This is a genomic window from Sorangium sp. So ce124 (assembly GCF_051525235.1).
In the GTDB taxonomy this organism is placed as follows: Bacteria; Myxococcota_A; Polyangia; order Polyangiales; family Polyangiaceae; genus Sorangium; species Sorangium atrum.
In genome coordinates, this window is sequence record NZ_CP150312.1 from 7,276,829 (window position 1) to 7,303,211 (window position 26,383).

At 73.0% G+C, this 26,383-nt stretch carries 21 protein-coding genes; 7 read left to right on the plus strand and 14 right to left on the minus strand.

What is annotated here, in order from left to right; translation table 11 throughout:
* Entirely contained in the window at positions 1-1,587 is a 1,587-nt protein-coding gene (locus tag WMF19_RS27270; RefSeq protein ID WP_437893035.1) for a ferritin-like domain-containing protein, read from the plus strand.
* Here WMF19_RS27270 and WMF19_RS27275 read toward each other — a convergent pair.
* A complete protein-coding gene (locus tag WMF19_RS27275; protein WP_437893036.1) occupies positions 1,548-3,020 on the minus strand; it encodes a hypothetical protein in 1,473 nt (490 codons plus the stop codon). The genes WMF19_RS27270 and WMF19_RS27275 overlap by 40 nt on opposite strands.
* Entirely contained in the window at positions 3,020-3,811 is a 792-nt protein-coding gene (locus tag WMF19_RS27280) for a hypothetical protein (protein ID WP_437893037.1), read from the minus strand. Before WMF19_RS27280 ends, WMF19_RS27275 begins: the two co-directional genes overlap by 1 nt.
* A gap of 325 nt (positions 3,812-4,136) precedes the next feature.
* Here WMF19_RS27280 and WMF19_RS27285 point away from each other — a divergent pair, with 325 nt between their 5' ends.
* On the plus strand, positions 4,137-5,177 hold the full coding sequence (locus WMF19_RS27285) for a hypothetical protein (RefSeq protein ID WP_437893038.1): 1,041 nt from the start codon (positions 4,137-4,139) through the stop codon (positions 5,175-5,177).
* 79 nt (positions 5,178-5,256) lie between these two features.
* On the opposite strand, the gene WMF19_RS27290 is transcribed toward WMF19_RS27285, so the two are convergent.
* The 11 genes from WMF19_RS27290 to WMF19_RS27340 form a co-directional block, all read right to left on the minus strand.
* Positions 5,257-5,745 carry an FHA domain-containing protein gene (locus WMF19_RS27290; RefSeq protein ID WP_437790549.1) on the minus strand — a complete coding sequence of 163 codons (489 nt, stop codon included), beginning with the start codon at positions 5,743-5,745 and terminating at the stop codon, positions 5,257-5,259.
* A gap of 314 nt (positions 5,746-6,059) precedes the next feature.
* Positions 6,060-7,322, minus strand: a complete 1,263-nt coding sequence (locus WMF19_RS27295; protein WP_437893039.1) for a pectate lyase family protein — start codon at positions 7,320-7,322, stop codon at positions 6,060-6,062.
* 358 nt (positions 7,323-7,680) lie between these two features.
* A complete protein-coding gene (locus WMF19_RS27300) occupies positions 7,681-8,328 on the minus strand; it encodes a hypothetical protein (protein ID WP_437893040.1) in 648 nt (215 codons plus the stop codon).
* A 104-nt stretch (positions 8,329-8,432) separates the two neighbouring features.
* The gene (locus WMF19_RS27305) at positions 8,433-9,140 is read right to left on the minus strand and encodes an SDR family NAD(P)-dependent oxidoreductase (RefSeq protein ID WP_437322824.1); all 708 of its coding nucleotides are present in this window, start codon (positions 9,138-9,140) and stop codon (positions 8,433-8,435) included.
* Positions 9,141-9,246: 106 nt separating this feature from the next.
* Positions 9,247-10,401, minus strand: coding sequence for a PAS domain-containing protein (locus WMF19_RS27310; RefSeq protein WP_437893041.1), 1,155 nt, complete (start codon positions 10,399-10,401; stop codon positions 9,247-9,249).
* Positions 10,402-10,488: 87 nt separating this feature from the next.
* Positions 10,489-11,217 (minus strand): zf-TFIIB domain-containing protein, encoded by a 729-nt coding sequence (locus WMF19_RS27315; RefSeq protein ID WP_437893042.1) that lies wholly within the window; start codon positions 11,215-11,217, stop codon positions 10,489-10,491.
* Between the two features lie 101 nt (positions 11,218-11,318).
* Positions 11,319-11,807: a hypothetical protein gene (locus tag WMF19_RS27320; protein ID WP_437893043.1), complete on the minus strand. Its 489-nt coding sequence runs from the start codon at positions 11,805-11,807 to the stop codon at positions 11,319-11,321.
* A gap of 327 nt (positions 11,808-12,134) precedes the next feature.
* A complete protein-coding gene (locus tag WMF19_RS27325) occupies positions 12,135-13,337 on the minus strand; it encodes an ABC transporter permease (protein ID WP_437893044.1) in 1,203 nt (400 codons plus the stop codon).
* Positions 13,331-14,062 (minus strand): ABC transporter ATP-binding protein, encoded by a 732-nt coding sequence (locus WMF19_RS27330; RefSeq protein ID WP_272093717.1) that lies wholly within the window; start codon positions 14,060-14,062, stop codon positions 13,331-13,333. Before WMF19_RS27330 ends, WMF19_RS27325 begins: the two co-directional genes overlap by 7 nt.
* A gap of 1 nt (position 14,063) precedes the next feature.
* The gene (locus tag WMF19_RS27335) at positions 14,064-15,326 is read right to left on the minus strand and encodes an efflux RND transporter periplasmic adaptor subunit (RefSeq protein ID WP_437893045.1); all 1,263 of its coding nucleotides are present in this window, start codon (positions 15,324-15,326) and stop codon (positions 14,064-14,066) included.
* Positions 15,323-16,840, minus strand: coding sequence for a TolC family protein (locus WMF19_RS27340; protein WP_437893046.1), 1,518 nt, complete (start codon positions 16,838-16,840; stop codon positions 15,323-15,325). The genes WMF19_RS27335 and WMF19_RS27340 overlap by 4 nt, the downstream gene beginning before the upstream one ends.
* A gap of 116 nt (positions 16,841-16,956) precedes the next feature.
* On the opposite strand from WMF19_RS27340, the gene WMF19_RS27345 reads away from it, so the two are divergent.
* The 5 genes from WMF19_RS27345 to WMF19_RS27365 all read left to right on the plus strand — a co-directional run bounded on the left by WMF19_RS27345 (position 16,957) and on the right by WMF19_RS27365 (position 22,293).
* Positions 16,957-17,703 carry a response regulator transcription factor gene (locus WMF19_RS27345; RefSeq protein ID WP_272093720.1) on the plus strand — a complete coding sequence of 249 codons (747 nt, stop codon included), beginning with the start codon at positions 16,957-16,959 and terminating at the stop codon, positions 17,701-17,703.
* A 25-nt stretch (positions 17,704-17,728) separates the two neighbouring features.
* Positions 17,729-19,084, plus strand: a complete 1,356-nt coding sequence (locus WMF19_RS27350) for an ATP-binding protein (RefSeq protein WP_437790571.1) — start codon at positions 17,729-17,731, stop codon at positions 19,082-19,084.
* 559 nt (positions 19,085-19,643) lie between these two features.
* Complete coding sequence (locus WMF19_RS27355; RefSeq protein WP_437893047.1) at positions 19,644-20,516, plus strand: hypothetical protein; 873 nt, start codon at positions 19,644-19,646, stop codon at positions 20,514-20,516.
* A 250-nt stretch (positions 20,517-20,766) separates the two neighbouring features.
* Positions 20,767-21,855 (plus strand): DUF2252 family protein, encoded by a 1,089-nt coding sequence (locus WMF19_RS27360; protein ID WP_437893048.1) that lies wholly within the window; start codon positions 20,767-20,769, stop codon positions 21,853-21,855.
* A 156-nt stretch (positions 21,856-22,011) separates the two neighbouring features.
* Entirely contained in the window at positions 22,012-22,293 is a 282-nt protein-coding gene (locus WMF19_RS27365; protein ID WP_272093724.1) for a pyrimidine/purine nucleoside phosphorylase, read from the plus strand.
* Positions 22,294-22,306: 13 nt separating this feature from the next.
* On the opposite strand, the gene WMF19_RS27370 is transcribed toward WMF19_RS27365, so the two are convergent.
* Entirely contained in the window at positions 22,307-26,167 is a 3,861-nt protein-coding gene (locus WMF19_RS27370; protein WP_437893049.1) for a serine/threonine-protein kinase, read from the minus strand.
* Positions 26,168-26,383: the final 216 nt, after the last annotated feature.

Consider the following 26,383-nt stretch of genomic DNA (forward strand, 5'->3'; position numbering starts at 1 on the left):
ATGCGATTGCTCGTCTCGATGGACTCTTGGGGTGCGAGGCTGCTGTCGGTGCTGGCGATCGCGCCTGCGCTGAGCTGCGGTGGAACCGTCACGCCCGGTGAAGGCTCGGGCGGAGGCACCTCCAGCAGCTCAGGTGAAGGCACCTCCAGCGCCACAGGCGAAGACACCGCCAGCAGCTCGGGTGAAGGCACCTCCAGCAGCACAGGAGGCCTGCCACCGGAGGGGTTTCCGTTCGCTTGCGACGATCCGGAGCCCATCGTCGTCGCGGACCAGAACACCGGGTACGTGCGCTGCGCCGGCGGCTGGATCCACCGCGCGGAGGTCGTCACCTGTCCGAGCCCGCTCCCGCGCGCCAAGGCCTGCGCGGACCCGAGCGGCGCGACGGGGAACTGCAAATCCGACGCCGACTGCACCGAGCAGCCACACGGGTACTGCGACGTCATGACCGGAGGCGAGGTGGCGCCAGGGTGCTTCTGCCAGTACGGATGCACGACCGACGCCGACTGCGGCGAGGCGCAGATCTGCCTGTGCGGCGATCCGGTCGGGCGGTGCGTGCCCTCGCGGTGCACCAGCGACCAGGACTGTGGACTGTTGCTCTGCTCCAGCTACGTCCTGCACCCCGGATGCGGCGGGACCGCCTTCGCGTGCCAGACGCCCGCCGACGAGTGCGCCAGCGACCAGGACTGCTCAGGGGACACGCAATGCTCCCTAGAGGCCCTGCGGCACGCCTGCACGGAGCAGAACTGCGTGATCGGCAGGCCGTTCCTCGTGGAAGGCGTCGTGCGCACCGCACGGCCCGCCGCGCGCGACGACTGGCGGACCACAGCTCCGGACGCGCCGCCTCGCCTGGAGGAGCTGTCCTCCGAGCAACGGGCGGCCCTCGCCGAGCACTGGACCCGCGCCGCCCTCCTCGAGCACGCGTCCATCGCCGCGTTCGCGCGCTTCGCGCTGCAGCTCCTGTCGCTCGGCGCTCCGCCGGAGCTCGTCGGCGCCGCGCAGGCGGCCATGGGCGACGAGGCCGACCACGCGCGCGCGTGCTTCGAGCTGGCCAGCGCGTTCGCCGGCCGCGGCGTCGGCCCGGGGCCCCTCGCCATCGACGGCGCCCTCGGCGGCGAAGGCGCCCGCGAGATCCTCGTGACGACCCTCCGCGAGGGGTGCATCGGCGAGACCATCGCCGCGATCGAGGCGGCAGAGGCCGCCCTCCACGCGACCGATCCCGCGGTCCGGCGCGCGCTCGAGAAGATCGCCGAGGACGAGACGCGGCACGCCGAGCTCGCCTTCCGGTTCGCGGCCTGGGCCCTCGACCGCGATCCCTCCCTGGCGAGCGCCGTCGTCGACGAGCTCGCCACGGCTTCCTCGGAGCTCCCCGCCCCGAGCGAGGCGAGCCACAGCGGCCCGCTGCTCGGCTTCGGCGTGCTCTCCCCGCAGCACCGGCGCGCGGTCCGGGAGCGTGCGCTCGCTCAGGTCATCGCGCCCTGCGCGCGGGCGCTGCTCTCGCGCGGCGGCGACGGCATCGAGCGCAGCCGCCCGCGCCCGCCGCACGGCCGTCAGCGCGAGGAGACCGACAGCTTGGCGACGAACAGCTGACCGTCCGCGGCCTCGACAGGGCAGTTCAGGAGCGCGAAGTCGGCGCCGGACGTGCCCGCGAGGAACACGTCCGTTCCGGAGACGGCGAGCGCCAGGATCCGCTGGAGCGCAGGGCCGCCGAGCGCGCCCAGCCACTCGACCTCGCCGTCCGTGGCCCGGAGCCGCGCGAGGAAGGCGTCTCCCTCGCCGGCCTCCCCGCCGATCTCGACGTCATCGATCTTCATCTGCTGCTCGAACTGCCCGGCCACGACGAGCTTTCCGAGCTCGTCGACCCCGACGACCTGCGCCGATTGAGCCCCGCTGCCCCCGAGCTGCTTGGCCCACGTGGCGACGCCGTTCCGGTCGAGGTGCGCGGCGAAGCCGTCCTCTCCGGTGGAGGCGATCGCTCCGGTGAGATCGATCTGCCCCTCGAACGAGCCGGTCAGGACGACGCCGGCCTCGTGCAACGCCACGGCGCTGGTGCGCTGATCGCCGCGGAGGGCGGAGTAGTGTCGATACCAGACGTCCGCTCCGTCGGCGCTCCATCCATCGCAGATCCACGACGCCGGAAACGACGCCAGGAAAGCGTCGATCCCGTCCGAGGCCGCGCCGCCGGGCGGCAGCGCGCTCTCGAAGCCAGGGAAGCCCACGTTCACCCGTCCCTCGAAATCGGAGGCCACGAAGGCGTCGCCGGAGGCCACACGGAGGTCGCGAGGCCAGTAACGCGCTCCCTCACGGCCCGTAAAGACGCCGCTGCACGGGTTCAAGAGGGTCTGTCCATCGTAGCTGGAGAACCCGATGTCCGACCCGCCATGGAGCGACGTCAGGACGAAGACGCGGTCGCCCTCCGCCGCGACCGCCCTCGCCTCGTCAAGATCGCTGGACCCGTGCGTCACGCACACAGCGACCCCGTCGGGATCGCTCGTGTCGAGCCGCGCCACGAACGCGTCGCCGTCGCCGGCGCCCTCGGGCAGCCCGCAGTCCGCGCCGAACGACAGGCTGCCCGTGAAGCCGCCCGCCACGTAGACGCTGCCGCCGCCCAGCGTGATCGCGGTCGCCTGATGGACGTGGGTCGCGGTGTCGTTCTCCGCGTTCCCGAAGCGCCCGCTCCACATGTGGTTCCCGTCCCTCGCGAGGTGCGCCACGAAGACGTCCTTGCCGGCGCCTCCCGCCGTGAGCGGCGCGCCGCCGGCGACGGTGAGATCCCCCTTGAAGCCGCCCGCCAGCCACAGGGTGCCGTCCTCGTCGGCCGCGATCCCGCCGAGCGTGGTCTCGGCGTCACCGAAGGACATCGCCCACTGGCACGTATAGCCGGGCTCGCTGAACGAGCCGCCCCCGACGCCCTGCTCGTCGATGAGCTGAATGCCGACGATCTCCGCGCATCCCGCGCTGCTCGCCGCCAGGAGAGAGCTCGCCAGCCACAGCCGGGCGCGCCGTTCGAGCCTCATCGTCATCAGAACACCCCGACGACGGAGCCACCGACGACGCCCGGAGCGAGCTGGACGCTGGCGGCCGCGCGCGGCCCGTCCGAGGGCAGCGTCAGCCAGAGGACGGCCGTGCCGGCGAGCGCCACGCTCGCGGCGATGAAGGAGAAATCGGACACGGTCGCATACGACATCGCCTTGCTGGCCAGATCGGGCACCGGCTGCGCGCAGTCCCGATAGCGCCTCGGATTCGCGCACGCCGTCTTCGCCTCCTCATCGACCTTGTCCCACGTGGCGATCGCCAGGCCACCGAAGGTGCTTCCGAGCGCGATGCCCGCCAGCGTGAGCCCGCCCGTCACCCACATCAGGCTCCGGTGGATCGGATCCGGCCTTACGCCGTAGGGCGTCGGCCTGCGCGGCTCGATGTCGCCGGCGGAAGGCGCGGGATCCTGCGCTGCTGCGCTGGGCGCGAGCGCCCTCCCGGGGACCTCGACGCCCTCTCCGGGCCGCGTCGCCTCGACCTCCCGCGCGCGGGCGTACCGCCCGGGCGCGGCCGCGATGACCTCGTGCTTCCCCGGCTCGACAGGGCGGGCCGCGCCGGCCCCTTTCGCGGGCGACCCCTCGGCCTGCGCGCGCTCTGCGGCGGTCGGCTCGGTCTGCGCGCGCTCTGCGGCGGTCGGCTCGGCGTGGGCCGCGCCCGCCTGCGCCCAGGCGGCCAGCGTCACGAGGAGCCAGAGCGCGGGGCGACCGAGCCCCCTTCGCCCCGCGCGCCCCACACCCTTTGCGGAGCGCCGGGAGCCTCTGCTGATCGCTTCAGGCATCGAGTCCCCTGGAAGGTCGGCGAGCGACACCTGCTTCAGGTCCCCGCGCTGGACCACGACGACCGATAACAGGGCACCGCGACGAGCGCCAGACGAAAGACCCCCGCGCCAGCCACGACGCCACTCCCTTGCGCTCATGTTGCCGCCCGCTGCGCCCGCTGCGCCCGTCGCGCCCCTCGCGCCGTGTTCCCGCTTCGACGCACGCGGCCTTTGCGCTAGCGTTCCGCTCGCGGTTCCTCTCGGTTTCTCTCGGTTCCGGTCTCGCCCCTCGCTCCCCAGGTCGTCGAGCGTACCGGCTGGAGCGCCCTCGCGAACAGGTGCCCTGATGCCCTCCGTGCCAGCCCCCAAGAAGAAGCGGTCCAAGAAGAACGCGCGCTCGCTCCCTCGCAGGGACGAGGAGTGGATCGGCGGCTTCTTCTCCCTGCGCGCGTTCGTGCACGAGGGCGACGACGCGTACCGCCCCGAGGCGGTCGTCTGGATGACCGAGCGAGGCTTCGTCCTGAGCTGCGCCGCGCTGCGCCCCGGCGACGTCGTGACGGGCGCGGTCGACAGCTTCGAGGCCGCCGCCAGGGATCCTCTGGAGGGCAAGCCGCGCCAGCCCGAGCGCGTGCGCGTGGCCTCGCCGGCGCTCGCGGAGGCCCTGCGGGCGCGGCTCGGCCCGGAGGTCGAGGTCCGCGTCGCGCCCACGCCCGAGATCGACGTCGTGGCCGAGGACCTGGAGGCCCACCTCGGCGCGCGGGACGGCCGCCTGACGCCGAGCTTCCTCGGGGGCGGCATCGAGGCGCCGGCGATGGCCTCGTTCTTCCGCGCGGCGGCCGCGCTCTACCGCGCGACGCCCTGGAAGGCGGTGCCCAGCGACGCCGACATCATGGCGCTGTCGATCCCGTCGCTCGGCGCGCGCGATCTCGCGCTGTGCGTCGTCGGGCAGGCTGGCCAGAGCCACGGCGTCCTCCTGTTCGAGAGCGCGCGCGGGTTCGAGCTCTACCTGGCCGAGACCGCCAAGCTGCCGGACGCGCCGCCCGCGTCGCTGCCGGCGAGCTTCTTCTCGCTGAGCTTCGATCGCGCGAGCGACCTGCACCCAGCGCTGCGCGCCGAGGTCGCCGAGCAGCGCTGGGAGCTGGCCGACCCGGACGCCTACCCCACGCTCGCGATGGTCGACGAGGACCTCATCGGCCGCAAGCCGACGCCGAAGGAGCTCACCGCCTCCGAGGCGCTCGCGCTCGGCCTCGTCGAGCTGATGAAGCGGCGCAAGGAGATCACGAAGGCGTTCCGCGGCGGCCCCCCGGTGGACGCGAGCTACGTCGTGGAGACGCACGCGGGCCCGGTGGAGGTGCTCTTCCGCGCGCCCCACCCGGAGCGGAGCTGATCCCGGCGGCGGGCGCCGGCGAACCTGTGAAGGCTCGGGCGATCCGACGAGCGAGCGGAGCAGCGGCGAAGCCCCGTCCTCAGCGAGCGGCGAGCCGGTAGAGATCGGCGTTCACGATGAACTCGCAGACGACGTTGCCGAGCTGGATCATGTCGCCGCTGCGGAGGGGCACGCCGTCCCCGGACGGCGTCAGGAGCCGGTCGTTCAGGAAGGTCCCGTTGGTGCTCTTTCTCGCGTGGAGCATCGGGGTGTCCGCGACCAGCACCGAGATGTGGGCGTGGACCTTCGAGACGGACGCGTCGCGGAGCACGATATCGCTGTTCAGCGCCCGCCCGATGAGGATGCGATCCTGCCAGGGGCTCTCGGGGCGCTTCGCCACCGGCAGGAGCTCGCAGCCGTGCGACGTGGCGATCATCCCTGACGAGATCCGGTGGCGGGACGTGGTCGGCTGGCCGCTCATGCCAGGCGAGGTCCCGGCGACGAGGGTCTTGAACGACGGAGGGGGCTGGTCATCGGGGCCGAGCTCCCGGAGCAGCCAGGCGTGCGGGTACTTCCGATCGAACGCCATCCGTGAAATCGCCCGGGTCTGAGCACAAAGCGCCGCGAAGGTCAACATGACGAGATCTTCCCCCAGGTTCCGGGCCGTTCGAGAGAGCCGAGCTCCCCGAGCGGCGATCGCCCACTCCGGCGGGGCCTGATAGGCCCTTATACATCAGGAGGCGACGGAATCACCGGACGCCACGAGACACCGTCGAGACGACCTACGGCGCTGAGCTGACTACATCGTCGGCGCTCGCCATACTCGGCTCCCGCGCGGGCAGCTCCGCGCGCGGCGCCGGCCGCCGAGACGCGCGGGACGACGGGCGCGCCGGCAGCGGGGCTTCAGGGCAGGTTCGCCAGCGGATCCGTCTTGCCGACGCCCGCGTGCTGCAGGACGAGGGCCTTCACGGCGGCCGTGCGGTCGAGCGGGTACTCGTACGGCGCGGTCCAGGAGCAGTCTTCACCCGACGCCTGCGTCCCGGTGGTCTCCTCGAACAGGTTGTCGATGCGGTGCGTGCCGCCGGCCGGGCTGTCCAGGGTGGTGATGGGGTTCTTCACCTTGTAGAAGTGATTGCCCTCCACCCTCAGGCAGGCGCCGACCCGCGAGTTCACCCCCGACGTGGGGACGTCCTCGAAGTAGTTGTTGAAGATGTGCCCGTTGCCGCCGCGGTAGCTCGGGACGCGGGAGTTCACGTTGCGGAAGCGGTTGTGATGGAAGGTGATGCGGCGGTCGCTGTCGTCCTTGTCCGACGAGCCGACCAGCATGCCCTTCCAGTGGTCGTGCAGGTAGCTCCACGAGATCGTGATGTTCGAGGACTCGTGGGTCGCGTCGATGAGGCCGTCGTACTTGTCCTTGTCGGAGTTCACGGCGGGAGACTCGGCCCAGAGCTCGCAGTGGTCGATCCAGACGTTGTGGCTCTCGTCCATGTGGATGCCGTCGCCGTTGCCGCTGCTGGCCAGCACGTGGTGGATCTTCAGGTTGCGGACGATGATGTTGGAGGACCTCCTTAGATTGAGCCCGATCCCCTCCAGCTCTCCGCTCGACCCGACCCCCACGAGGGTCTTGTCGGAGGCGACGTCCACGTCGTCGCCGCTGCCGCTGATCTTGCCGGTGATCTGGATGATCAAGGCGCCGTCCCTCGCGGCCTCCCCCCTCAGGGCGTCGAGCGAGCTCACGGACACGACCTGCCCGCCCTTGCCGCCGGTGGTGCCGTCGCCGGTCGTGGCATAGCCGTAGAGCCTGAAGTCGACGGCGCCGGGGTCGCCGCCGCCGGCGCCGCTGCCGGAGCCGCCCTCACCGCTGCTGGAGCTTCCGGTGCCTTCGTCCGAGCCGCCCTCACCGCTGCCGGCGCCGCCCTCACCGCTGCCGGCGCCGCCCTCACCGCTGCCGGAGCCCCCGGTCCCGCCGCTGGCGCTGCCAGTGCCGCTGCCCGCGCCGGTCCCGCCGGTGCCGGCGGCGCCGACGCTCGCCGTGGAGCCTGCGCTCCCGCTGCTCGTCGGCTGACCCGCATCGTCTTCCGGCTCTGACGTCTCCGAGCCGCACCCGACCACCGAAACGCCGAGCGCGATCAGCGCAGCCCAAGCGACTCGAGATTCGCACTTCATGAGCAAGTCACCTTTCCGTGATGAACCAAGGCCAAGCAGCTCGCGCGACGCGGGCGGAGACGCCGGACAGCACACAAGCCGTTCGCTGGAGCTCCACAGCAACGCACATGCCATCAGTTCAGGACGAACCGGCCCTGTCTCGATCGCACGGTTCCACCGCATTTCCCGCAGGGATCTCTGCAGCGCCGCGCCTCTCCTCCGGAGGCTCCGGGGCGGCGTCACGACCGAGGCTGTCAACCATGGGTTGACACGGTGGACACGTGCGACGCCGCGTCATCAGCCCTGACGATGTCCGAGGCCCGCGATATCGAGCGCCGCGGCGTGGCCCCGGGCTCGGCGCCGCGGCTCCTCCCGGGGATCAGGGGCCGATTCGAACGAGCTCGACCCAGTCGAGCCTTGCCGCGTCCTCGCGGCACCCGAACGAGACGATGTGCATCCCGGGCCCGAGCGCGAACTTGAGCAGCAGCCCTGTCGCGTCCTTCGAGTCGTGAACGTAATCTTCGTGGAACTCGGTCCCGTTGAAATCGTACCTGGTCCCGAGCTCCGGCTCATGGTCCACGCGGACCAGGAACGAGTTGTCCGTGCTCTCGTCGGGCCCCGTGGCGACCCTGGCCCTGATCTGGTACGTGCCGGCCTCGCCGATCTCGAACGAGCAGTCGACCCGGTCGCTCTCGCAATTCGCCTCCTCGGGGACAGCCACGTACGTCCCGCCGCTCGCCAGCGGGTCGTCCACACGCTCGAAGCGGCCGGAGAGCTCGCAGTCCTCGGCCTCGATCCTGATCCTGGACAGGCTGCTCCCCCCTCCCGTGGGCGCCGGCGACGCGTCCCACTCGGCAGACAACCCCTCCAGCGAGCACGCGCAGGCCAGCACCGGCAAGAGCGCCCCCCAGCGCCCCCGTCGCGCTGCGCGCGCGACGGTCGCCGCCGCGAGCGCCGTGGGAGCCTCCCCCGCGCTGCGGCCCGCGCGAGGTCTCGTGTCCGCCCCAGGTCCCGAGATCTCGTTCATCTCCCACGACGCTAGCAAGACGCGCACCGCCGGCGCGGCACAAGTTGCCGAGCCGGCGCGATTCACGCGGGGCGCGCGGACGTCAGGGGCACGCCCCGCGCGCTTCAGCTCGCGGCGGGACGCGCGTAATCCTGCGCGCGGAAGAGCACCCCGTGGACCTCACCGTCGAGCAGCGCCGGGACGAGCGCCCCAGGAAGCACCGACTCGACGTCGTTCGGCGCCTTCGGCCCGCCGAGATCGGTCCGCAGCCACCCCGGGTCGAGGAGGTTCATCAGCACGCCCGTGCCACGGAGCGAAGGCGCCATGTCGCGCACGAACTTGTCGAGCGCGGCCTTCGACGCCGCGTAGGCCATCAGCTCGGGCTGATCCTGGATCCCGGAGGTCACCTGGACGATGCGCCCGAAGCGGCGCTCCAGCATCGTCGGCAGCAACCGGTGCGTGATCCGTATCGGGCTGATGACGTTCACCTCGAAGCTGAGCCGGTAATCGTCCGCCGGCGTCTGCAGGTACGACGCGCGGAACGGCGTCATGATGGCGGCGTTGTTGAACAGGAGGTCGATCCCGCCCGACGCCGCGATGGCGTCGTCCAGCATGCGATCGACCGCCGCCTGATCCGACAGCTCGCCCGAGACGGCGCTCACCCGGATCCCCTTGCCAGCGAGCTCCCCTTCGAGCTCGCGCGTGTGCGCCGCGTCGCGGCTGTGCAGGACGACGTTGCAGCCGAGGTCCGCCAGGCCGCGCGCGATCCGCTTTCCGATACCCCTGCTCGCGCCGGTGACCAGCGCCCACTTTCCACGAATGTTAAGCGTCATGACGGCCCTTATGGCAGAGGCCGTCCGATCTGGCAGCTCGAAAAGCGCTGCGGCGGGCGCAGGCGTCGCCGGACGCCGCTCTCGATGGCGCCGCGCGCGCCGGCGCCTACGCCCGCCGCAGCGCGTCTCCGCGCGCGCGCTTCCGGCTGACCTCCAGGCCGCGGCCGAGGCTGCGCAGGACGAGCAGATCCTCGCCGAGGTCGACGTCGACGAGCGCGCGCGCGACCTCCGGGCGGACGCCGGTGAGGATCGGCCTGGAGCCGAGCAGCTGGATCGCGTGCGCCAGCCGCTCCAGGGCCGCGGCGCCGTCCGGATCGAGCGCCTCCGCGCCGGTGACGTCGAGGACCACGTGGGACGCCCGATGCGTCACGATCGCGGGGAGGAGCCGCTCTCCCAGCTCGCTGCCGCGCTCCGCGTCGAGGCGCCCGATGAGCGGCACCGCGAGCGTGCCCCGGCCGACGTCGAGGATCGGCGCGGAGAGGTTGAGGATCTGCCGCCGTTGCTCCTCCACGAGGGCGAGCGAGCGGTTCAGCTGGTCGATGAGCCGGCCCTGCTCCTCGACCTGCCCCTCGGCGCGCCGCTGCGCCGTGACGTCGAGCTGCTGCACGAGCACCGCGCGCGCGCCGGTCACGGGATCGGTCGTCGGGCGCGCCTCCACCTGGTGCCACCGCTCGCCGTCGGTCGTGACGACCCGCACCTCCCCTGCCCACGGCGCCTCGGCGTCGATCGCACCGCGGACCGCCGCGCTCACGCCCTCGTCCGGGAACGCCGCGCCGATCGTCGGCGCGTCGCCGAAGGCGCGCAGGGCCGCGGGGTTGTGGAAGAGCACCTTCCCCTCCCGCTCGACGAGGCTGACCAGCACCGACGAGTGGCGGACCGCCTCCACGCCGCGCACCATCGACGCGCCGACGCTGGCGGCCTGAGGGAGGGCCTGGAACAGGATCGCGAGCCGCCCGTCATCGAGGTCGATCGGCTGCCCGTGGAGCGTCACCGTCGCGGGCGCCCCGCGCGGGTAGAGCGTCCAGTCCTCCAGGACTGTGCCCCCTTCCGCAAGGACGCGGAGGTAGCCGTCGAGCCGCGCGCGGACGGCCGGCGACAGGTCCGAGAGGTCGCGGGAGAGCAGCTCGGCGCGATCCGTCGCGCGCCAGAACTCGATGGCCTTCGCGTTCGCCCAGGGGAACCGGTGCCGGCCGTGGTCGTAGACCCAGGTCGGCAGGACGGAAAGATCGAGAGCCGACAGGCGCTGGTCGAGGGACGTCATGTCGTGGCGGCACGTCATACGACGCCCCCGTCCGTCCTGCACGCCCCTTGACGTCTCTTCACCGGCGCGGCCGGCGCGCGCGGACGCTCAGCGGGTGATTCGCCACAACAGCTCGAGCAGCTCCGCCACGGCGGCTCGCCGGTGTTCCCAGCGGGATTCCCAGGACGAGGCTGCCACGACGGCGCTCGCCCGGCGCGCCGTCTCCCTGGCGATCTCGGCCTCCCGGCGCGACCTCGCTTCTTCCTCGATCTGCTGCTGCCGCGCCCTCGCGGTGCCGCCCGACGCGGCGAAGGCGAGGAGCTGCGGGAGCTCGCCCCGGTCGAACCAGGTGCCGTGTTCCCTGCAGATGTCGACGATGATGCCGCTCTTGCCGGCGAAGTTCTTGCGGTTCATCCGCTGGCCGCACGCCGGGCACCGGACGTAGCGCACGCGGACGTCGACGTGCTCCGGGCGCTGCGGCGGCGGCCTCGGCGCGCTCGTCCCATAGCTCTCCCGGCGCTCCAGGAGGTCCCGCAGGAGCGCGTGGTCGACGAGCTGGCCGCCGCACCGGCTGCAGTCGCGCAGGAGGCCGGCCGCGGCGCGGAACGCCGAGAAGGACACGCCGCAATCGGAGCAGAGGAGCGCGTCGGGCTCGGGGATGGGCTCCAGGCCGAGCTCGTGCCCGCAGCCGTCGCAGCGCTCCGCGTCGGGGAGGTTCAGCTGGTAGCAGCCGCCGCAGCGCACGGTGGCGAGCGGCCGCTGGCAGCCGGGGTAACAGAGCCCCTCCGCGTTGATCAGGAGGCCGCAGCTCGGGCACGTGCTGCGATCGGCGCGCACCCCCCGGAGTCTAGACGCCCGGAGCGCTCACGAGAAGCGCCGAGACAGGCGCCCTCGCCCCGGGCGCCGGGGGGGCCTTCACGTCGCCGCGCCTCTCGGGCTCAGCGCTGCCTGGCGGGGCGCATGAAGGGATTGGGATGGGAGCTCCGGGCGCGGCTGTGCGGCGGCGCGCTGGACCGGCGCGCCTGCTTTCCGAGCTCCTCGAGGAGAACTCCCACGGCGGCGTCGTCGTCCTGAAGCACGACGACATGGTCGTTGCTCTCCTCACGCAGGAGCCGGTTCACCTGGAGGGCGCCGACCGCCGTCCGCACGACGATGGCGACGCAGGCGAACTCGCTGACGAGCATGCTGCGCGTGCGCATCGTCGCGGCCTCGAACGCCGGATCGTTGTTCATGGGCGCCCGGCGGAGGTCGATCAGGTGGCCGAGGCTCCAGCGATCCAGCGACTCGTAGACCTTGAGCGCTTCGGAGTGGACCCGGATGAAATCGTCGGGAGACGGATAGGGAAGCTCGGAGCGGGTGCTGCGGACGATCGACATCTCCTGATCGAGGGTGACCGTCAGATGATCGTTCTGCAGCAGGACATCCATCCCACCACAGGATAGCGAGCCGGCGGCGCGCCGGCACTGAAAAGCAATGGCGAGCTCAGCGCTACACCGGCAAACACTGCGTGATCGGCCAGAACGGACCGCCGCGCACAGGCGTGGGTCCGGGTGTGCGTGGAGCGATGAGCAGCCCAGAACGAGCGGTGTCTGCGTTCCCTCGCGACGGGCGCAGGCAGCGGGAATGAGTCTGCTTCAGACCAGGGATATGATTCTCGGGACGACGACCAGCGGTCATGTGTCCTGGTCATGCTTCTCTATCGTCCAGCACGCCCGAGACTCCCCCCTTCAACCCGTACCTTTCCCATCGCCCGCTCACTCGAACCGCAGCGCCTCCACCGGATCGAGCCTCGACGCGCGCCTCGCCGGCCCCACGCCGAACGTGATCCCGATGAGGATCGACACCCCGAGCGCCAGCCCGACCGCGTACGTCGGCACGATGGTGGCCCACTCCCCGAACCGCGACAGCAGCACCGCCGCCCCGTACCCGAGGCCCACCCCGGCCACGCCGCCCGCGAGCGACACGACGACCGCCTCGACGAGGAACTGCCGCAGGATGTCCCCGCGCCGCGCCCCGACCGCCATCCGCACGCCGATCTCGCGCGTCCGCTCCCGCACCGAGACCAGCATGATGTTCATGATCCCGATGCCCCCCACGATCAGCGACACCGCCGCCACGCTGCCGAGCAGCATCGTGAAGGTCCCCGTGATCTGCCCCATCGTCGCCAGCATCTCGGCCTGCGACCGCACCTCGAAATCGCTCGCCTGATCCGCGCGCAGCCGGTGGCGCAGGCGGAGCAGCTGCTCGAGCTGCGCGATCACCACCTCGGACCGATCCTCGCTCGCCAGCTGCAGCGAGATCGTCGACAGGTGATCCTGCCCGAACAGCACCGACCGGTGCGTCGACATCGGCACGAACACCCCGTCGTCCGGCGAGCCCATGCCCGACCCCTTCTCGGTCAGCACCCCGACCACCCGGAACGCGTTCCCGTTGATCTGGAGCCGCGTCCCGAGCGGCGAGGCCCCCGGGTAGAGCTGCCGCGCGACATTGGCCCCGAGCACGACCACGCGCGCCCGCTGCTGCTCGTCGAGGTCGGAGAACGAGACGCCGCTCGCCACCGACAGCGAGCGGACCTCGAGGTACGCCGGCGTGATCCCCGTCACGGAAGCGTTCAGGTTGCTCGCCATGTACCGCAGCTGCGCGCTGCCGCTCCGCTCCGGGGCGACCGCCGCCACGCCGGCGAGCCCCTTGAGCGCCTCGGCGTCGCCCTCGGTCAGCGTCTTCACCGTGCCCGACCGCACCCCGCTCGCCGACGCGGACCCCGGGCGCACCATCAGCAGGTTCGCGCCGAGCGACCGGATCCGCCCCTCGACGCTGCTGCGCGCGCCCTCCCCGATCCCGAGCACCGCCACGACCGCCGCGGTCCCGATGATCATGCCGAGCATCGTCAGCAGCGTGCGCAGGCGGTTCGAGGCGAGCGAGCGCCACGCGCTCTTCGCCGTCTCCTTGATCAGCATGCCGCCTCCATCTCGCCCGCGTGGAACGCCGACACCACGTCGCCCGAGGGGCCGTCGGCCACGATGTGCCCGTCCCTCATGTGGATGGCGCGCGAGAGCGACCGCGCCACGCCGAGGTCGTGGGTCACCATGATCAGCGTCGTCCCGTCCGCGTTCAGCGACAGGAGCAGCTCCAGCACGTCGCGCCCGGTCTTGCTGTCGAGCGCGCCCGTCGGCTCGTCGCACAGCAGGATCGACGGCCGCGTCACGATCGCCCGCGCGATCGCCACGCGCTGCCGCTGCCCGCCGGAGAGCTCCGACGGCAGGTGCCGCGCGCGCGCCGCGAGCCCCACGCGCTCGAGCGCGCCCTCCGCGAGCGCGCGGCTGTTCTTCACCGCCCCGTAGAGCAGCGGCAGCTCGACGTTCTCCGCCGCCGTCATCCGCGGCAGCAGGTTGAAGCTCTGGAACACGAACCCGATGTGGCGGTTCCTGAGCGCCGCGAGCTCGTCGTCGTCGAGCTCCGCCACGTTGCGCCCCCCGAGCCGGTACGTGCCCTCCGTCGGCCGATCCAGGCACCCGAGGATGTTCAGCAGGCTCGACTTCCCGCAGCCGGAGGGCCCGATGATCGCGACCGACTCGCCCCGGCGCACCTCGAAGCCGATCCGGTCGACCGCCCGCACCGCGAGGTCCTCGCGATCCGCGTGGTACACCTTCGAGAGCCCGCTCACGAGGACCGGGACGTCCATCTCAGCGCCCTCCTCGGCTGGCGCCGGCGCCCATCCCCATGCCCATCCCCCGCATCGGGTTCTGGCCGCCGCCCTGCCGCTGCCCCTGGCCTTGCCCCTGCGGCCCCGCCGGGCTCGAGACGGGCGCGCTCGCGAGCACGTCGTCGCCCTCGCTCAGCCCCGCGGTCACGACCATCTGCGAGCCGTCCGTCGCCCCGGTCTGGATCGGCCGCTCCTCGCCGCTCGCCAGCCGCACGAACCGCCGCTTGCCCTGCGACTGCACGGCCAGGAGCGGCACGAGCAGCACGTCCTTCTGCTCCGCTGTCACGATCTCCACGTCCGCGCTCATCCCCGACCGGAGCAGCGACGCGTCCTTGTCCTTGACGACGATCTCGACGTCGAAGGTCACGACGCTCGACACCTCCTTGCCGAGCGGGCTCACGCGGTCGACAACGCCCTGGAACACCCGGTCCCCGTAGGCGTCGACGCGGATGTCGACCCGCTGGCCCGGCGCGACGCGCCCGATCTGCGCCTCGTCGATCGCGCCGATGATGCGCAGGTTCGACAGATCGGCGAGCGTCATCACGGAGCTGCCGCCGCTCACGTTGGTGAGCGCCGACGAGACGAGCGTCCCCTTCTCCACGGCCACGTCGAGCACCGTCCCCGCGATCGGCGCGTAGATCTGCGTCTCCTTCAGGCGCGTCTCGGCGTCCTGCACCGCCAGCTCGGCCGCCTTGAGCTGCGCCTGCGTCGAGCTCAGCTGCGCCCGCCGCAGCGTGATGTTGGCGCCCGCGACCTTCGTCGAGTGCGCCGCCGTGCGGGCCGCGTCGGTCGACCCGAGGCCCATCTCGGCGCTCTTCTCGGCGACCTCCTGGCTCGTCTGGCTGTTCTTGCGCTCGAGCTCGGCGACCGCGACCGACGCGCTCGCCGCGGCGAGATCGGCCTTCACGCGGTCGCGCGCCACGCGCGCCGCGGCGAGGTCGCGCTCCGCGTCCGTCGGGTCCAGGCGCACGAGGAGCTGCCCCGCCTCGACCGTGTCGCCCTCCTTGACGAGCACCTCGATGACCTGGCCCGGCGCGCGCGACTTCACCTCGACCTGCACGTCGGGCTCGATCTTGCCGGACGCGGCGGCGGTCTCGGTCAGGCTCCCGCGGCGGATCTCGACGGTGGGGCCGGCGGGGGTCTTCTCGGGCTGCTTGTACCAGGCGTACCCGCCGATCGCGAAGCTCGCCACGGCCAACGCGGCCACGCCGGACATCAGGTAGCGCTTCTTGTTCCTGTTCATGACGACCTCCTGGGGAGCACCGACGCGAAGCGGACGAGCAGCGCGCCCGTCTCGTGATCGAGCTGGAGGCGCGACGTCAGCTCCGTCACCGCGGCCCGCAGCCTGCGGAGCTCCGCCTCCCTCCGCGTCTGCTCTGCCTGCACCACGTCCGCCGACGTCGCGGTCCCGAGCGAGAGCCGCTGCCGCTCCGCCTCGGCCAGCTCGCCCGCCATGCGCGCCGTCTCGGTGGCCAGCGCGACCTGCTCGGCCGCGGCCTCGAGGCTCGCGCGCAGCGAGCTCACGTCGGCCGCGATCGCCTCGGCGCGCGCCTGGTACCGCGCCTCCGCGGCCGCGAGCTGCGTGCGCGCGCGGGCCGCGTCGGCGGAGGCCCGGCCGCCGCCGAGCGGCAGCTCGACCTCGATCCCGCCCAGCACCCCGAACGCGGGCCGGCCGCCGGGCAGCGAGAGCCCCGGCAGGCCGTCGCGCACCCACTGCCCGTCCATCGAGGCCGTCGCGAACAGGTCGAGGCGGATCTGGTCCGCGTCCTCGGCCGCGCTCACCCGCGCGCGCTGCGCGTCGAGGTCGGCGCGCAGGGCCGCGAGCTCCAGGGACCGCTCGCTCGCCGCGCGCACGAGCGCGTCGGCCGACGGCAGCGCCCCGAGGGACGGCGGCGCGCCGGTCGGGGCGAGCGACGCGGCGCTCGCCGGGGCCATGCCGAGCGCGCGCCCGAGCGCGATGGCCCGCGCCGCGCGCGTCGCCCGCGCCTGCGACAGCGCGTCCGCGATCGACGCGGCCGAGGTCGAGAAGCGCAGGACGTCCACCTTCGTGCCGGTGCCGAGGGTCTCGGCGCGCGCCTTCGCGTCGGCGAGCAGCCGCTGCGCGGCCGCGAGCGCCTGCTCCTGCACGAGGATCGCCTGCTCCGCGTACCAGAGCTCCCAGTAGGCCCCGAGCACGTCGAGCGCGGTCTGGCTCGCCGCGAGCTCGCGCTCCTGCTCCGCGGCGACGGCCGACGCCTGCGCCTGCGCGTACGGCGCGAGGACCGCGTCGGTCCCGGCCCCCCGCAGGAGCGGCTGCCGCGCGGAGACGTACGCCTGGGCGCCGTAGTTCGGCCCCGGGGTCCCGTCCGCGGGCGAGCGCCCCGACGCGCCCACCTCGAGGCTCGTCCCGACGTCGGTCGTGTACCGCAGCGCCACGTTCGACGCGACGGACGTGCCGCTCGAGCGCTGGAGCGCGCCGGCGCCGTTGCCCGGGGCGCTGCCGTTGGCGTCCGCGATTCTGCCGTAGGACTCCTGGTACTGTCCGGTCACCGAGGCCGAGAGCGTGGGCTTGCGGGCGCCCTCCTCGGCGGCGACGGCTTGCCGCGCCGCGGTGGCCTCGAGCAGCGCCGCGCGGAGGGACGGGTTCTGGGAGGCTGCGCGGCGGACCGCCTCCTCGGCGGTGAGCGTCTCGGCGCGCGCCGCGACGCTCAGCGAGCACGTGGCGGCGAGGGCGAGAGACGCCAGCCACGGCAAGGGAACGGAGCGAGTCAACGTCATGCACCGCAACCTAGAGGGCAGTGTCTCAAGAGGTGTCCTGGTCGTGTAAAGATTCGTCAAGACGCCTCTTGACCAGGCCTTACACGGCGGTGCGACAGCCGCGCTACAGTCGCGACATGACGGATCCGCCCCAGATCCTGGTCATCGACGACGACGCCGAGCTCTGCGAGCTCCTGGCCGAGCTGCTCGGTCAGGAGGGTTACGCGGTGGAGAGCGCGCGCGACGCGATCTCCGGCCTCGCGCGAGCGCAGGAGGAGAAGGAGAGGCCGTTCACGCTCGTGGTGCTCGACGTGATGCTGCCTGGGCTCAACGGGTTCGAGGTCCTCACGCGGCTGCGGCAGACCTCGCGCGTCCCTGTCCTGATGCTCACCGCGCGGGGCGAGGACGTCGACCGCATCGTCGGCCTCGAGATGGGCGCCGACGACTACCTGCCGAAGCCGTTCAACCCGCGCGAGCTGGTCGCCCGCGTGCGCGCGCTCCACCGGCGCGCCTCTCACGCCGGCGCGGCGGCAGGGCCGGGCGCGGCGGCCGGCGCTTCCGCCGCGGAGGCGCAGGGCGCGCTGACGGTCGACGATCTCGAGGTGCTCCCCGCCGCGCGGCGCGTCCGTGTCCGCGGCGAGGAGGTCCGGCTCACGACGGCCGAGTTCGACCTGCTCGAGGTCCTGGCGCGGCAGGCCGGGACGGTGGTCTCGCGCGAAGATCTCGCGCGGCGCGTCCTCGGCCGCCGGCTCGCGGCGTACGACCGCGGCATCGACATGCACGTCTCGAACCTCCGCCGCAAGCTCGGGCCTGGGCCGGGCGGCGGCGAGCGCATCAAGACGGTCCGCAACGCGGGCTACATCCTCGCGAGGGAGCGCGCGTGAAGCGCTTCCTCCCCGGAGGGCGTCCGTGAAGAGCCTCTTCCTGCGCCTCCTCGTCTCGCTGTGGCTCGCCATGGCGCTGCTCGTCGGCCTGCTCGCGGTGATCCACGGCTGGGCGTTCTCCGCCGAGCCGAGCGGGCTGCGCCGCCGCCTCAACACGCGCAGCGTCGAGCTCCGGGCGGAGAGCGCGCTCGCCTGCGCGCGGGAAGGGCTCCCCGGCTGCGAGCAGCGCCTCGCGCCGCTCGATCCAAGGGATCAGCGCGTCGCTGTGTACCGGGCCGGCGCGCTCGTGATGGGCGACCCCATCGAGGGCGCGCCGCTCGTGGAGGACAAGGCGAGGCGCTCGGGCGACGGCATCGCCATCGAGCTCGGCGAGGAGCGGGAGCTCGTCGCCGTCGTCCTGCGCCGCGACCCTGCCCTCGCCGCGGTCGCGGCCGGTCCGGTCCGGTCGCCGTGGATGTTCTTCATCGTGCCGGAGACGTTGCCGCAGCGGCTCCTCGCGATCGTCGCCGTCACAGGGCTCGTCGCGGTGCTCCTCGCGCGGTACCTGTCCCGTCCGATCCGCATCCTGCGCGGCGCCACGCAGCGGATGGCCGCGGGCGATCTCTCGGTGCGCGTCTCGCAGAAGCTCGCGGGCGCCGACGGCGAGACGCTGGCGCTCGGGAGCGACATGGACCGGATGGCCGAGCGCATCGACGAGCTCCTGGAGACGCAGCGCCGGCTCCTGCGCGACGTCTCGCACGAGCTCCGGTCGCCGCTCGCGCGGCTCAACATCGCGCTCGAGCTCGTCCGCCGGCGCTCGCCGCCGGACGTGGAGCCGGCGTTCGACAGGATCGAGCGGGAGACGGAGCGGCTCAACGGGATGATCGGCGAGCTGCTCACGCTGAGCCGCCTGGAGTCGGGCCGGGGCATGGAGCGCACCGAGCGGGTCGATCTCACGGCGCTCCTGGAGCAGCTGGTCGAGGACGCCGCGTTCGAGGCCGAGCAGCGGGGTTGCTCGGTCGAGCTCGGGGCGCGCGACGCGTGCTCGCTGGACGGGAACGAGGAGCTCCTGCGGCGCGCCATCGAGAACGTCGTGCGCAACGCGGTGCGCTTCACCGAGCCGGGCACGGCGGTCCGCATCGATCTCGAGTGCTCCGGCGGGACGGCCGAGGTGCGCGTCCGCGATCGCGGCCCGGGCATCCCGGAGGGCGCGCTCGGGGACATCTGGAGGCCGTTCTACCGGGTCGACGACCACAGGGCGCGCGGCGCGGGCGGCACGGGGATCGGGCTGGCCATCACGCACCGGGCGGTGCGGATCCACGGCGGCGAGGTCGAGGCGAGGAACGCGGACGGCGGCGGCCTCGAGGTCGCGCTGCGGCTGCCGGTCGGCGCGGGGGGCTGAGCGGGGGCCGGCGGGCAGGATCGACCGGCCCCCCCTCTCGAGGCCATCCGTTTCGATCCCAGATCGACCCGCCGCCCCCCGAGCCAGCCCCGCCACGTCGCGACCGCTCCGCGCGGCCTTCCGAGGCCACCCCACCTCGGTCCCACACCGATCCGCCCCCGTTCCGAGCCGGTCCCGCCACGTCGCGACCCCTCCGCGCCGCCTTCCGAGGCCGCCTCTCTCGGTCCTGCACCAGCCCACCCCCCATCCCGAGGCGACACCGTCACGTCGCGACCGCTGCCGGCCGCCTTTCGAGGCAACCTCTCTCGGTCCCGCACCGACCCGCCCGCGTCCCAAGGCGATCTCCAGCCCGAGACACCCACTCCAGGCTCACCGCCCCTACGCTCCCCCGATCCAGAACGATTCAAATCGCGTGAAAGAGCCCAGCTCCGGCGCGAGCGCCGCACGAAACCGGCGCAGCACTGCCCTTGACGGACGACACGGCAGGACTTCCCTTGTCTGTCCGTCGGCAATGCGCCCTCAGGCATTGCCCTTATCACCCCATCAGGAGGTGTCTTTCATGATGAAGCATCTGAATATCGACGAGATGGTCGCGCTCCTCTCCCCGTGGGTCGAGGACCGGGAGCAACGCCGGCTGTTCCTGGCGATCCCCGAGATCGCGGCGCTCCACCCGCGGGTCGTGGAGGCCCACGACGCAGTGCTCGCGGTCCAGCCGAGCAGCCGCGGGGGCCGGATGTCGTCGAAGCTGCGCGCCATCGTCGACGAGACCAGCGAGGTCGACAGGCGCCACGACCACCTCGCGCGGGCCGTATCGTACGGAATCGATGCGCACCGCGAGCTCTGCCTCGCCGAGGAGCCCTCCGACGCAGTCCGTGCCGCGCAGTGTGATGCCGTCCAGAGACAGCTCTTCCCGGGCGGCCTGTCCATCGTCAACGCCTCGACGCTCGCCGAGGCGGGCAACACCACGCGCATCGCCCGCCTCCTCGAGGACGAGCCTGCCGTCAGCAACTTCCTCAAGTCCGTCCCCACCCACGGCAAGGCGTCGCTGCTCGATGTCGTGAAGCGCTGGCTCGCCAAGGGCCGGGAGCTCCAGACGCTCGAGCGCGCCCGCGCAGAGCTCGAGGCCACCGAGACCACCACCCCCGCCAGCAAGACCACGATCCAGGCCGCGCGCAGCCAGTGGTTCAAGATCGTGGCGCTCGTGCTCTCCAACCTCGAGCTCTCCCGCGCTCCGGCGCGCGATATCGAGATCATCCGCGGGCCCGTGCTCCGGGCCTCGAGCCGCGCGGGCAAGCGCTACGCGAACAGCAAGCCGGCGCAGGCTCCGCAGGAGGAGGACGAGGCGGGCATCCCCGCAACCGAGCCGAGCGGAGCCCCGCCCGGTGCGTCGGACGAAGGCAAGCGCGGCGACGCGAGCGCGCTGCCCGGATAGCCCGCTGCCCGGCGCGACAGCAACCACGCCGGGCTGCCCGGCCATCGACACTCCATCACGAGATGGTTCGTAGGGGCGGGACTCGACCCCTTGCTCCTGCTCCGCCCACGCGCGGGGCCGCTTGTCCGTCCGAGCGCGGCAGCCCCCAGGTCCGCCTGGAATCATGCGAAGATCTGACCGGGAGACCGTTCCGCCTCTCTCGTGGACACCAGACTCGCTCGGGGCGCGCGCCGCGCGAGGAGGGAGACCGATGCAACCCATCCAGGAGGGCGATCTCCGCCCCGTCAAGACACTCACCAAGTCGTTCTTCCGGGCGGTGAACCCGCACCTCGATGCCGACGAGTTCGAGGAGAAGTGGCGGGCAGCCATGAAGTCGCCCCTCCGCTTCATGCGGAGCTTTCCTCAGGCGTGGCACGTCGATCTCCTCGACGTGCCGCGGAGCAAGGTGCCCGGCGGCCGCTGCCTCTGCTTCGGCGACGCGCACCCCGAGAACTTCGGCTTCGTCACGTTCGAGGAGGGTCCACGCTACGTCTTCAACGATCTCGACGACGCGGGCACCGGCCTCGCCGCGCTGGACGCGCTCCGGTACTTCACGACGCTCCGGCTCCTCCTCGACGCCGCCAAGGTCACCGAAGGCCTCGTGGAGCTCTACGAGGACATCGTTCAGGGGAACGAGCCGCCGCGCGAGCTCTCCGCGGCGATGATCCCCGACATCGCGGCCAGCGACGCGCGCGAGCTCGCGAAATGGACGGACGGCGAGGCGTTCCGGTTCGACGAGCCCGGGCTCAAGCTCTCCCGCGTGCACGCGGACACCGGCCAGCGGCTCATCGGGGCCGTCCGCGGGCTCGCGTCGAACGCCCATCTCCAGGCGATCGAGGTCGCCCGCCGGGCGCGGGAGGGCGGCGGCTCGGGCGGCCTCGACCGTTACTACGTCCTCGCGCGCGAGGAACGGCGCGAGGGCCTGCGCCTGCTCGAGCTCAAGGAGACCACCCACGCCGCCACGAGCTGGAGCAACTTCCTGCACGAGGAAGAGGGGCGCCTCGATCACGCCAAGGCGTCGATATGGCGGGGGCTCACGGCCCCCTACCACGTCGAGGTGCAGGTGGGCCGGACCGTGTACCTGCTCCGCGATCGCCTCGGCCGGGCCTCGTTCGACCTCGAACATCTCGGCAAGCGCGACCTCCGGGCGGTGCTCGAGGTGCAGGTGAGCATCCTCGCCCGGCAGCACGCCGCTTCGTTCGCGGACCTCGACCTGCGCGCGCTCGACGACTGGCTCAAGGCGAGCCTCGATGTCACCGCCGAGCGCTGGTCTAAGGCCCATGACGACGCGCGCGGCTGACCGCCGCAGCTCCGCTCGCCGGGCAAAAGAGCACGAGGCGCTGATGCACGGAGGCACGGAAGCATGGAAGGAGACGCCGAGCGCGCCTGTCGCGCCCTGCGGCGAGCCCGCCTGTCCGGGCTGGTCTCTCGCGGCGGGACGCGGTAGGAGGGCGCCATGCTCAAGCACAACAGCTACTTCAACGGCAACGTCCAGAGCGTCGGCTTCGAGCGCCACGGGCGCCGGCAGACGGTGGGTGTCATCGACACGGGCGAGTTCCACTTCTCGACCGAGGCGCCGGAGCGGATGACGGTCGTCGCCGGCGAGCTCGCGATCCGCATCGACGGCTCCACGGAGTGGCGCGCCTATCCGGCAGGGACGTCGTTCGAGGTGGCGGGCAAGAGCGGCTTCGACGTCAGGGCCACGCAGCCCACCGGCTACTTCTGCGAGTTCCTCTGAGCGCGCCGGCGACCTAGGCCTCATCGAGCCAGCGCCGCTCTAGCTCCAGCGTGGCCACGTTGTCCGGCACATTGCCGAGGAACTTCCCGCGCCACACCGGATCGCCGATCTTCCGCGCTCGCTCGAGCAGGCGCTCCCGCGCCGAGGCGATCGCCATCATCGCCTCCCGCCCGTGGCCGCAGGCCGAGAGCGCCTCGGCGTGCGAGAGGCGCACCAGCGACTCGCCCACCTCGGCCCCCATCGACTCCAGCAGGCAGAGCGCCTCGGTCGTCGCCGCGAGCGCGTCCACCGCCTGCCCCGCGTCGAGCAGCGTCCGCCCGAGCACCGCGTACGCGAAGGCCCGCAACGGCGGCGCGCCGTACAGGATCGCGACCGCGGCGCGCGCCTCGCGCTCGGCGCCCCCGAGATCGCCCGCCTGGAGCACGATCCTCGCGAGGCACGCCCGCCCGGCGCCCTCCCCGCGCGCGTCGCCGAGGCGCTGGGAGGTCGCGATCGCCTCCTCCGCCGTCCGCTGCGCCTCCTCGACGAGGCCCCGCTGCGCGAGCACCGGACCGAGGTTGAGGAGCGCGCCCAGCCGGGCGTCCGAGAGCCCCATCCGCTCCGCGTCCGCGAGCGACGCGCGCAGCGCCGCCTCGGCGCCCTCGAAATCGCCGAGCTCCGCGTAGCAGGAGCCCAGGTTGTTCCTCGCCCAGCAGGCGTTGCGCCGATCGCCCGCGTGCTCGAACGCCGCGAGCGCCGCCTCGAAGCCCGCGAGGCACGCGCCGGGATCGCCGATCGCCATCGCCCGGTACGCGCGCGCCTCGTGGAGCCGCGCCAGCACCTCGACCTCCTGCTCGGTCTCCTCGGCGTCCTGCTCGATCCCGTCGAGCAGCTCGTCCGCGAGCTGGTACCGCCCCCCGAACACGAGCCGCCCGGCGCCCGCGCAGAGGCACACGCTGCGCGCGGGGCGCGCGGACCGCCGCGCCTCGGTGCCCTGCGCCAGGCGCAGCAGGCTCTCGACCTGGTCGTGGTTGCCGCGCTTCGAGGCCGCGAGGATCACCTGCGTGAGCGCGGAGAACCACGGCCCCGATCCGGGCGCTAGCCGCTCGAGGGCCTCGGTCCCCCGCCGCTCCGCCAGCGCGAACTCGCCGCGCCAGAGGTGCGCCTCCGCCTGGCAGAGCCGCAGCGCCCCGGCCGTCGCCTTCGAGGCGCCGCGCGCGATGCCGCGCTCGACGCGCTCGATCGCCGCGCCCAGGTCGCTCCCGAGCAGCGCCTGCTCGGCCGCGCGCAGGGTCGCCGCCGCGGCCCGCGCCGGCTCGCCGCCGCGCTCGAAGTGCTCGGCCAGGGCCATCGGATCCGCCACGCCCGTCCGCTCGAGCCACTCGCCGGCGAGCCGGTGGCCGAGCCGGCGATCGTGATCGGTCAGCATCCCGTACGCCGCCTCGCGCACGAGCGCGTGCCGGAACCGGTACTCGGCCGCCTCCGGCGCGCCCTCCACGGAGCGCCGGACGATGAGCTCCCGCACCTCGAGCTCGGCGAGCAGCGGCTCGACCTCCGCCCGGCCGACCAGCGCGGCGACCCCGCTCCGCGAGAAGGTCTCGCCGAAGATCGCCCCGGCCCGCAGCGCCCGCCGCGCGCCCACGTCGAGCGCGTCGAGCTCCGCCTGCACCATCGCCAGCACCGTCTCCGGCAGGTCCACGCCCTTGCCCGCCGCCGCCGCGCGGATTTGCTCCTCCAGGTAGAAGGCGTTGCCGTCCGCGCGCTCGACGAGCGTCGCCACGAGCGCCGGGCTCTCGCGTTCGCCGAGCACCTGGCGCACGAGGCGCTCGCTCGACCGGCGCGAGATCCCCGCGAGGCGGAGCTTGTGCCCGCGCCGCTCGTCCCACAGCTTCGGGAAGAGCTCGTGCACCTCGGGCCGGCCGAGCGCCATGACCATGAACGGCCGGTCCTTCAGGTTCCGGAGCGCGGCGTCGACCATCGTGACCGTGGGCAGGTCGCCCCAGTGCAGGTCCTCGAGCAGGAGGAGGACCGGCTGCACCGCGCACTCGGCGCGCAGGAAGTCCTCCCAGGCGAGGCGCAGCTGATCGCCCATGAGCATCGGGTTGCGCCGCGCCGCCCGGAGCTGCACGTCGTCGTCCGGGAACGGCGCGCCGACGAGCTCGCCGAGGAACGGCGCGACCCGCGCGGCGTCGAGCGCCGCGTGCCGCTCGACCCGCGCCCGCACCTTGCGCCGCCGCTCCTCGACGGGATCGGCGTCGGTGAGGCCGATCGCCCGGCGGAGCGCGTGCGCGAGCAGGCCGAAGGCCGACCCGGCGCTCATCGGATCCACCTGGCCGAGCCACACCTCGACCGGCTCGCCGTCCTCCCGGATCGCGCGGACGAGCTCGTGGCGGAGCCGCGACTTGCCGATGCCCGCCGGCCCCGTGACGAGCACGACGCTCGGGGTCGACTCCTCGATGCAGCGGGCGAGCTCGTCCCGGATCAGCGCGAGCTCCCGCTCGCGCCCGACGCACGACGTCGCCTTGCCGAGCACGTGGGGCGGCGCCTCGGGCTCCTCGCGCGCGCCGTGGAGCCACGGGCCGCCCGCGTCGGACGTGATCTCGAACCGCGCGCCGAGCAGGCCCGCTGTCACCTCGTCGATGCGGATCGCCGGCGCGCGGGACGCCGCGCGGCCCTCGGGGAGCAGCTGGACCACGCGATCGATGAGGTCGCCGATCGGCATGCGCGAGGCGATCTCCGCCCTGCCCGTGACGACCGCGACCGGCGCGCCGCCGAGGAGCGCCTGGACGGCGAGCGCGCAGCGGGCGGCCCGGGCCGCGAGGTCGGTCGTCGCGCCGGCGCCGGCCAGCACGACGAGCGGCAGCCGCGCATCGACGAGCTCGAGCTGGCCCTTGTAGCGCGCCGCCGTGGTCGAGAGCGCCTGCGCGCGCGCCTGCTCGTCGACCTCGGGGAGAGGCGGATCGGCGGTGGAGAGGCCGTCGCGCGCGAGGACGAGGCACATCACCTTGCGCTCGCCGGTCGTGAGCTCCGGCGGGCGGACGGACATCGCGGGCGGGCGGACGGAGATCGCCGCGGGATCCATGAGCCCGGCGAGCTCGATCGCGACCGCGTTGCCGTCGCTCGGCCGCCCCTCGGGCGATTTCGACAGCATCCGCTGGACCAGCTCGTCGAGCGCCTCGGGCACGTCGTCGCGGAGCCAGCGGAGCGACGGCGGCTCCTCGATCAGCACCTTGACGAGCACGGCGAGCCCGCGCGCGCCGCGGAACGGGGCGCGCCCCGAGATGCACTTGTAGAGCAGGCAGCCGAGCGCGAAGACGTCGGCGCGGGCGTCGACGTGCGCCTCGCCGCGGGCCTGCTCCGGCGCCATGTAGCCGGGGGTGCCGAGGATGGCGCCGGGCATGGTGAGCTGCTGATCGATGCCGGACATCCGGACGACGCCGAAATCGATGAGCGTGATGCGGTCGATGGTGCCGCCGACGAGGAGCAGGTTGCTCGGCTTGAGGTCGCGGTGGACGACGCCGAGCCGGTGCACGGAGCCGAGGGTGGTCGCGACGCGCCGGGCGAGCTTGAGGCTCTCCTCCAGGGTGAACGCCTGCCGGGCGAGGCGCTGGGAGAGGGTCTCGCCGGTGAGCCACTCCATGGCGAGGTAAGGGTGGCCGTGCTCCGTGCGGCCGTGCGAGATGTACCGCACCACCCCCGGCACCCGCAGCGTGGCGAGCGCCTGCGCCTCGCGCGCGAGGCGGTTCGAGTCCTGGGAGGCGGCGTTCTGGAGGACCTTGAGGGCGATGGTCTCGCCGGTCTTGAGATCGCGCGACCGGAAGACGTGGCCCATGCCGCCGGCGCCCGCGAGCTCCATGATCTCGAACCGGCCGTCGATGACGTCTCCCGCTCGCATTGCCTGCCGTCGCTCCGGATCGTCCGCCCTGTGTGGGAGCTACGCGAAGTTCACCTGGATGGCCAGCGGTTCGGGGTTACGGGCGTGTCACCGGAAGCGGGCGTCGCGAGGCGCCGCCGCCGTCATGCAATCACCACCGATTGCCGCGCTCAGCTGCGCATCGTCACCAGAGAGCGCGGCCAGGGGCAACTCTGCAGCGTCGAAGCGCCCGGCGGT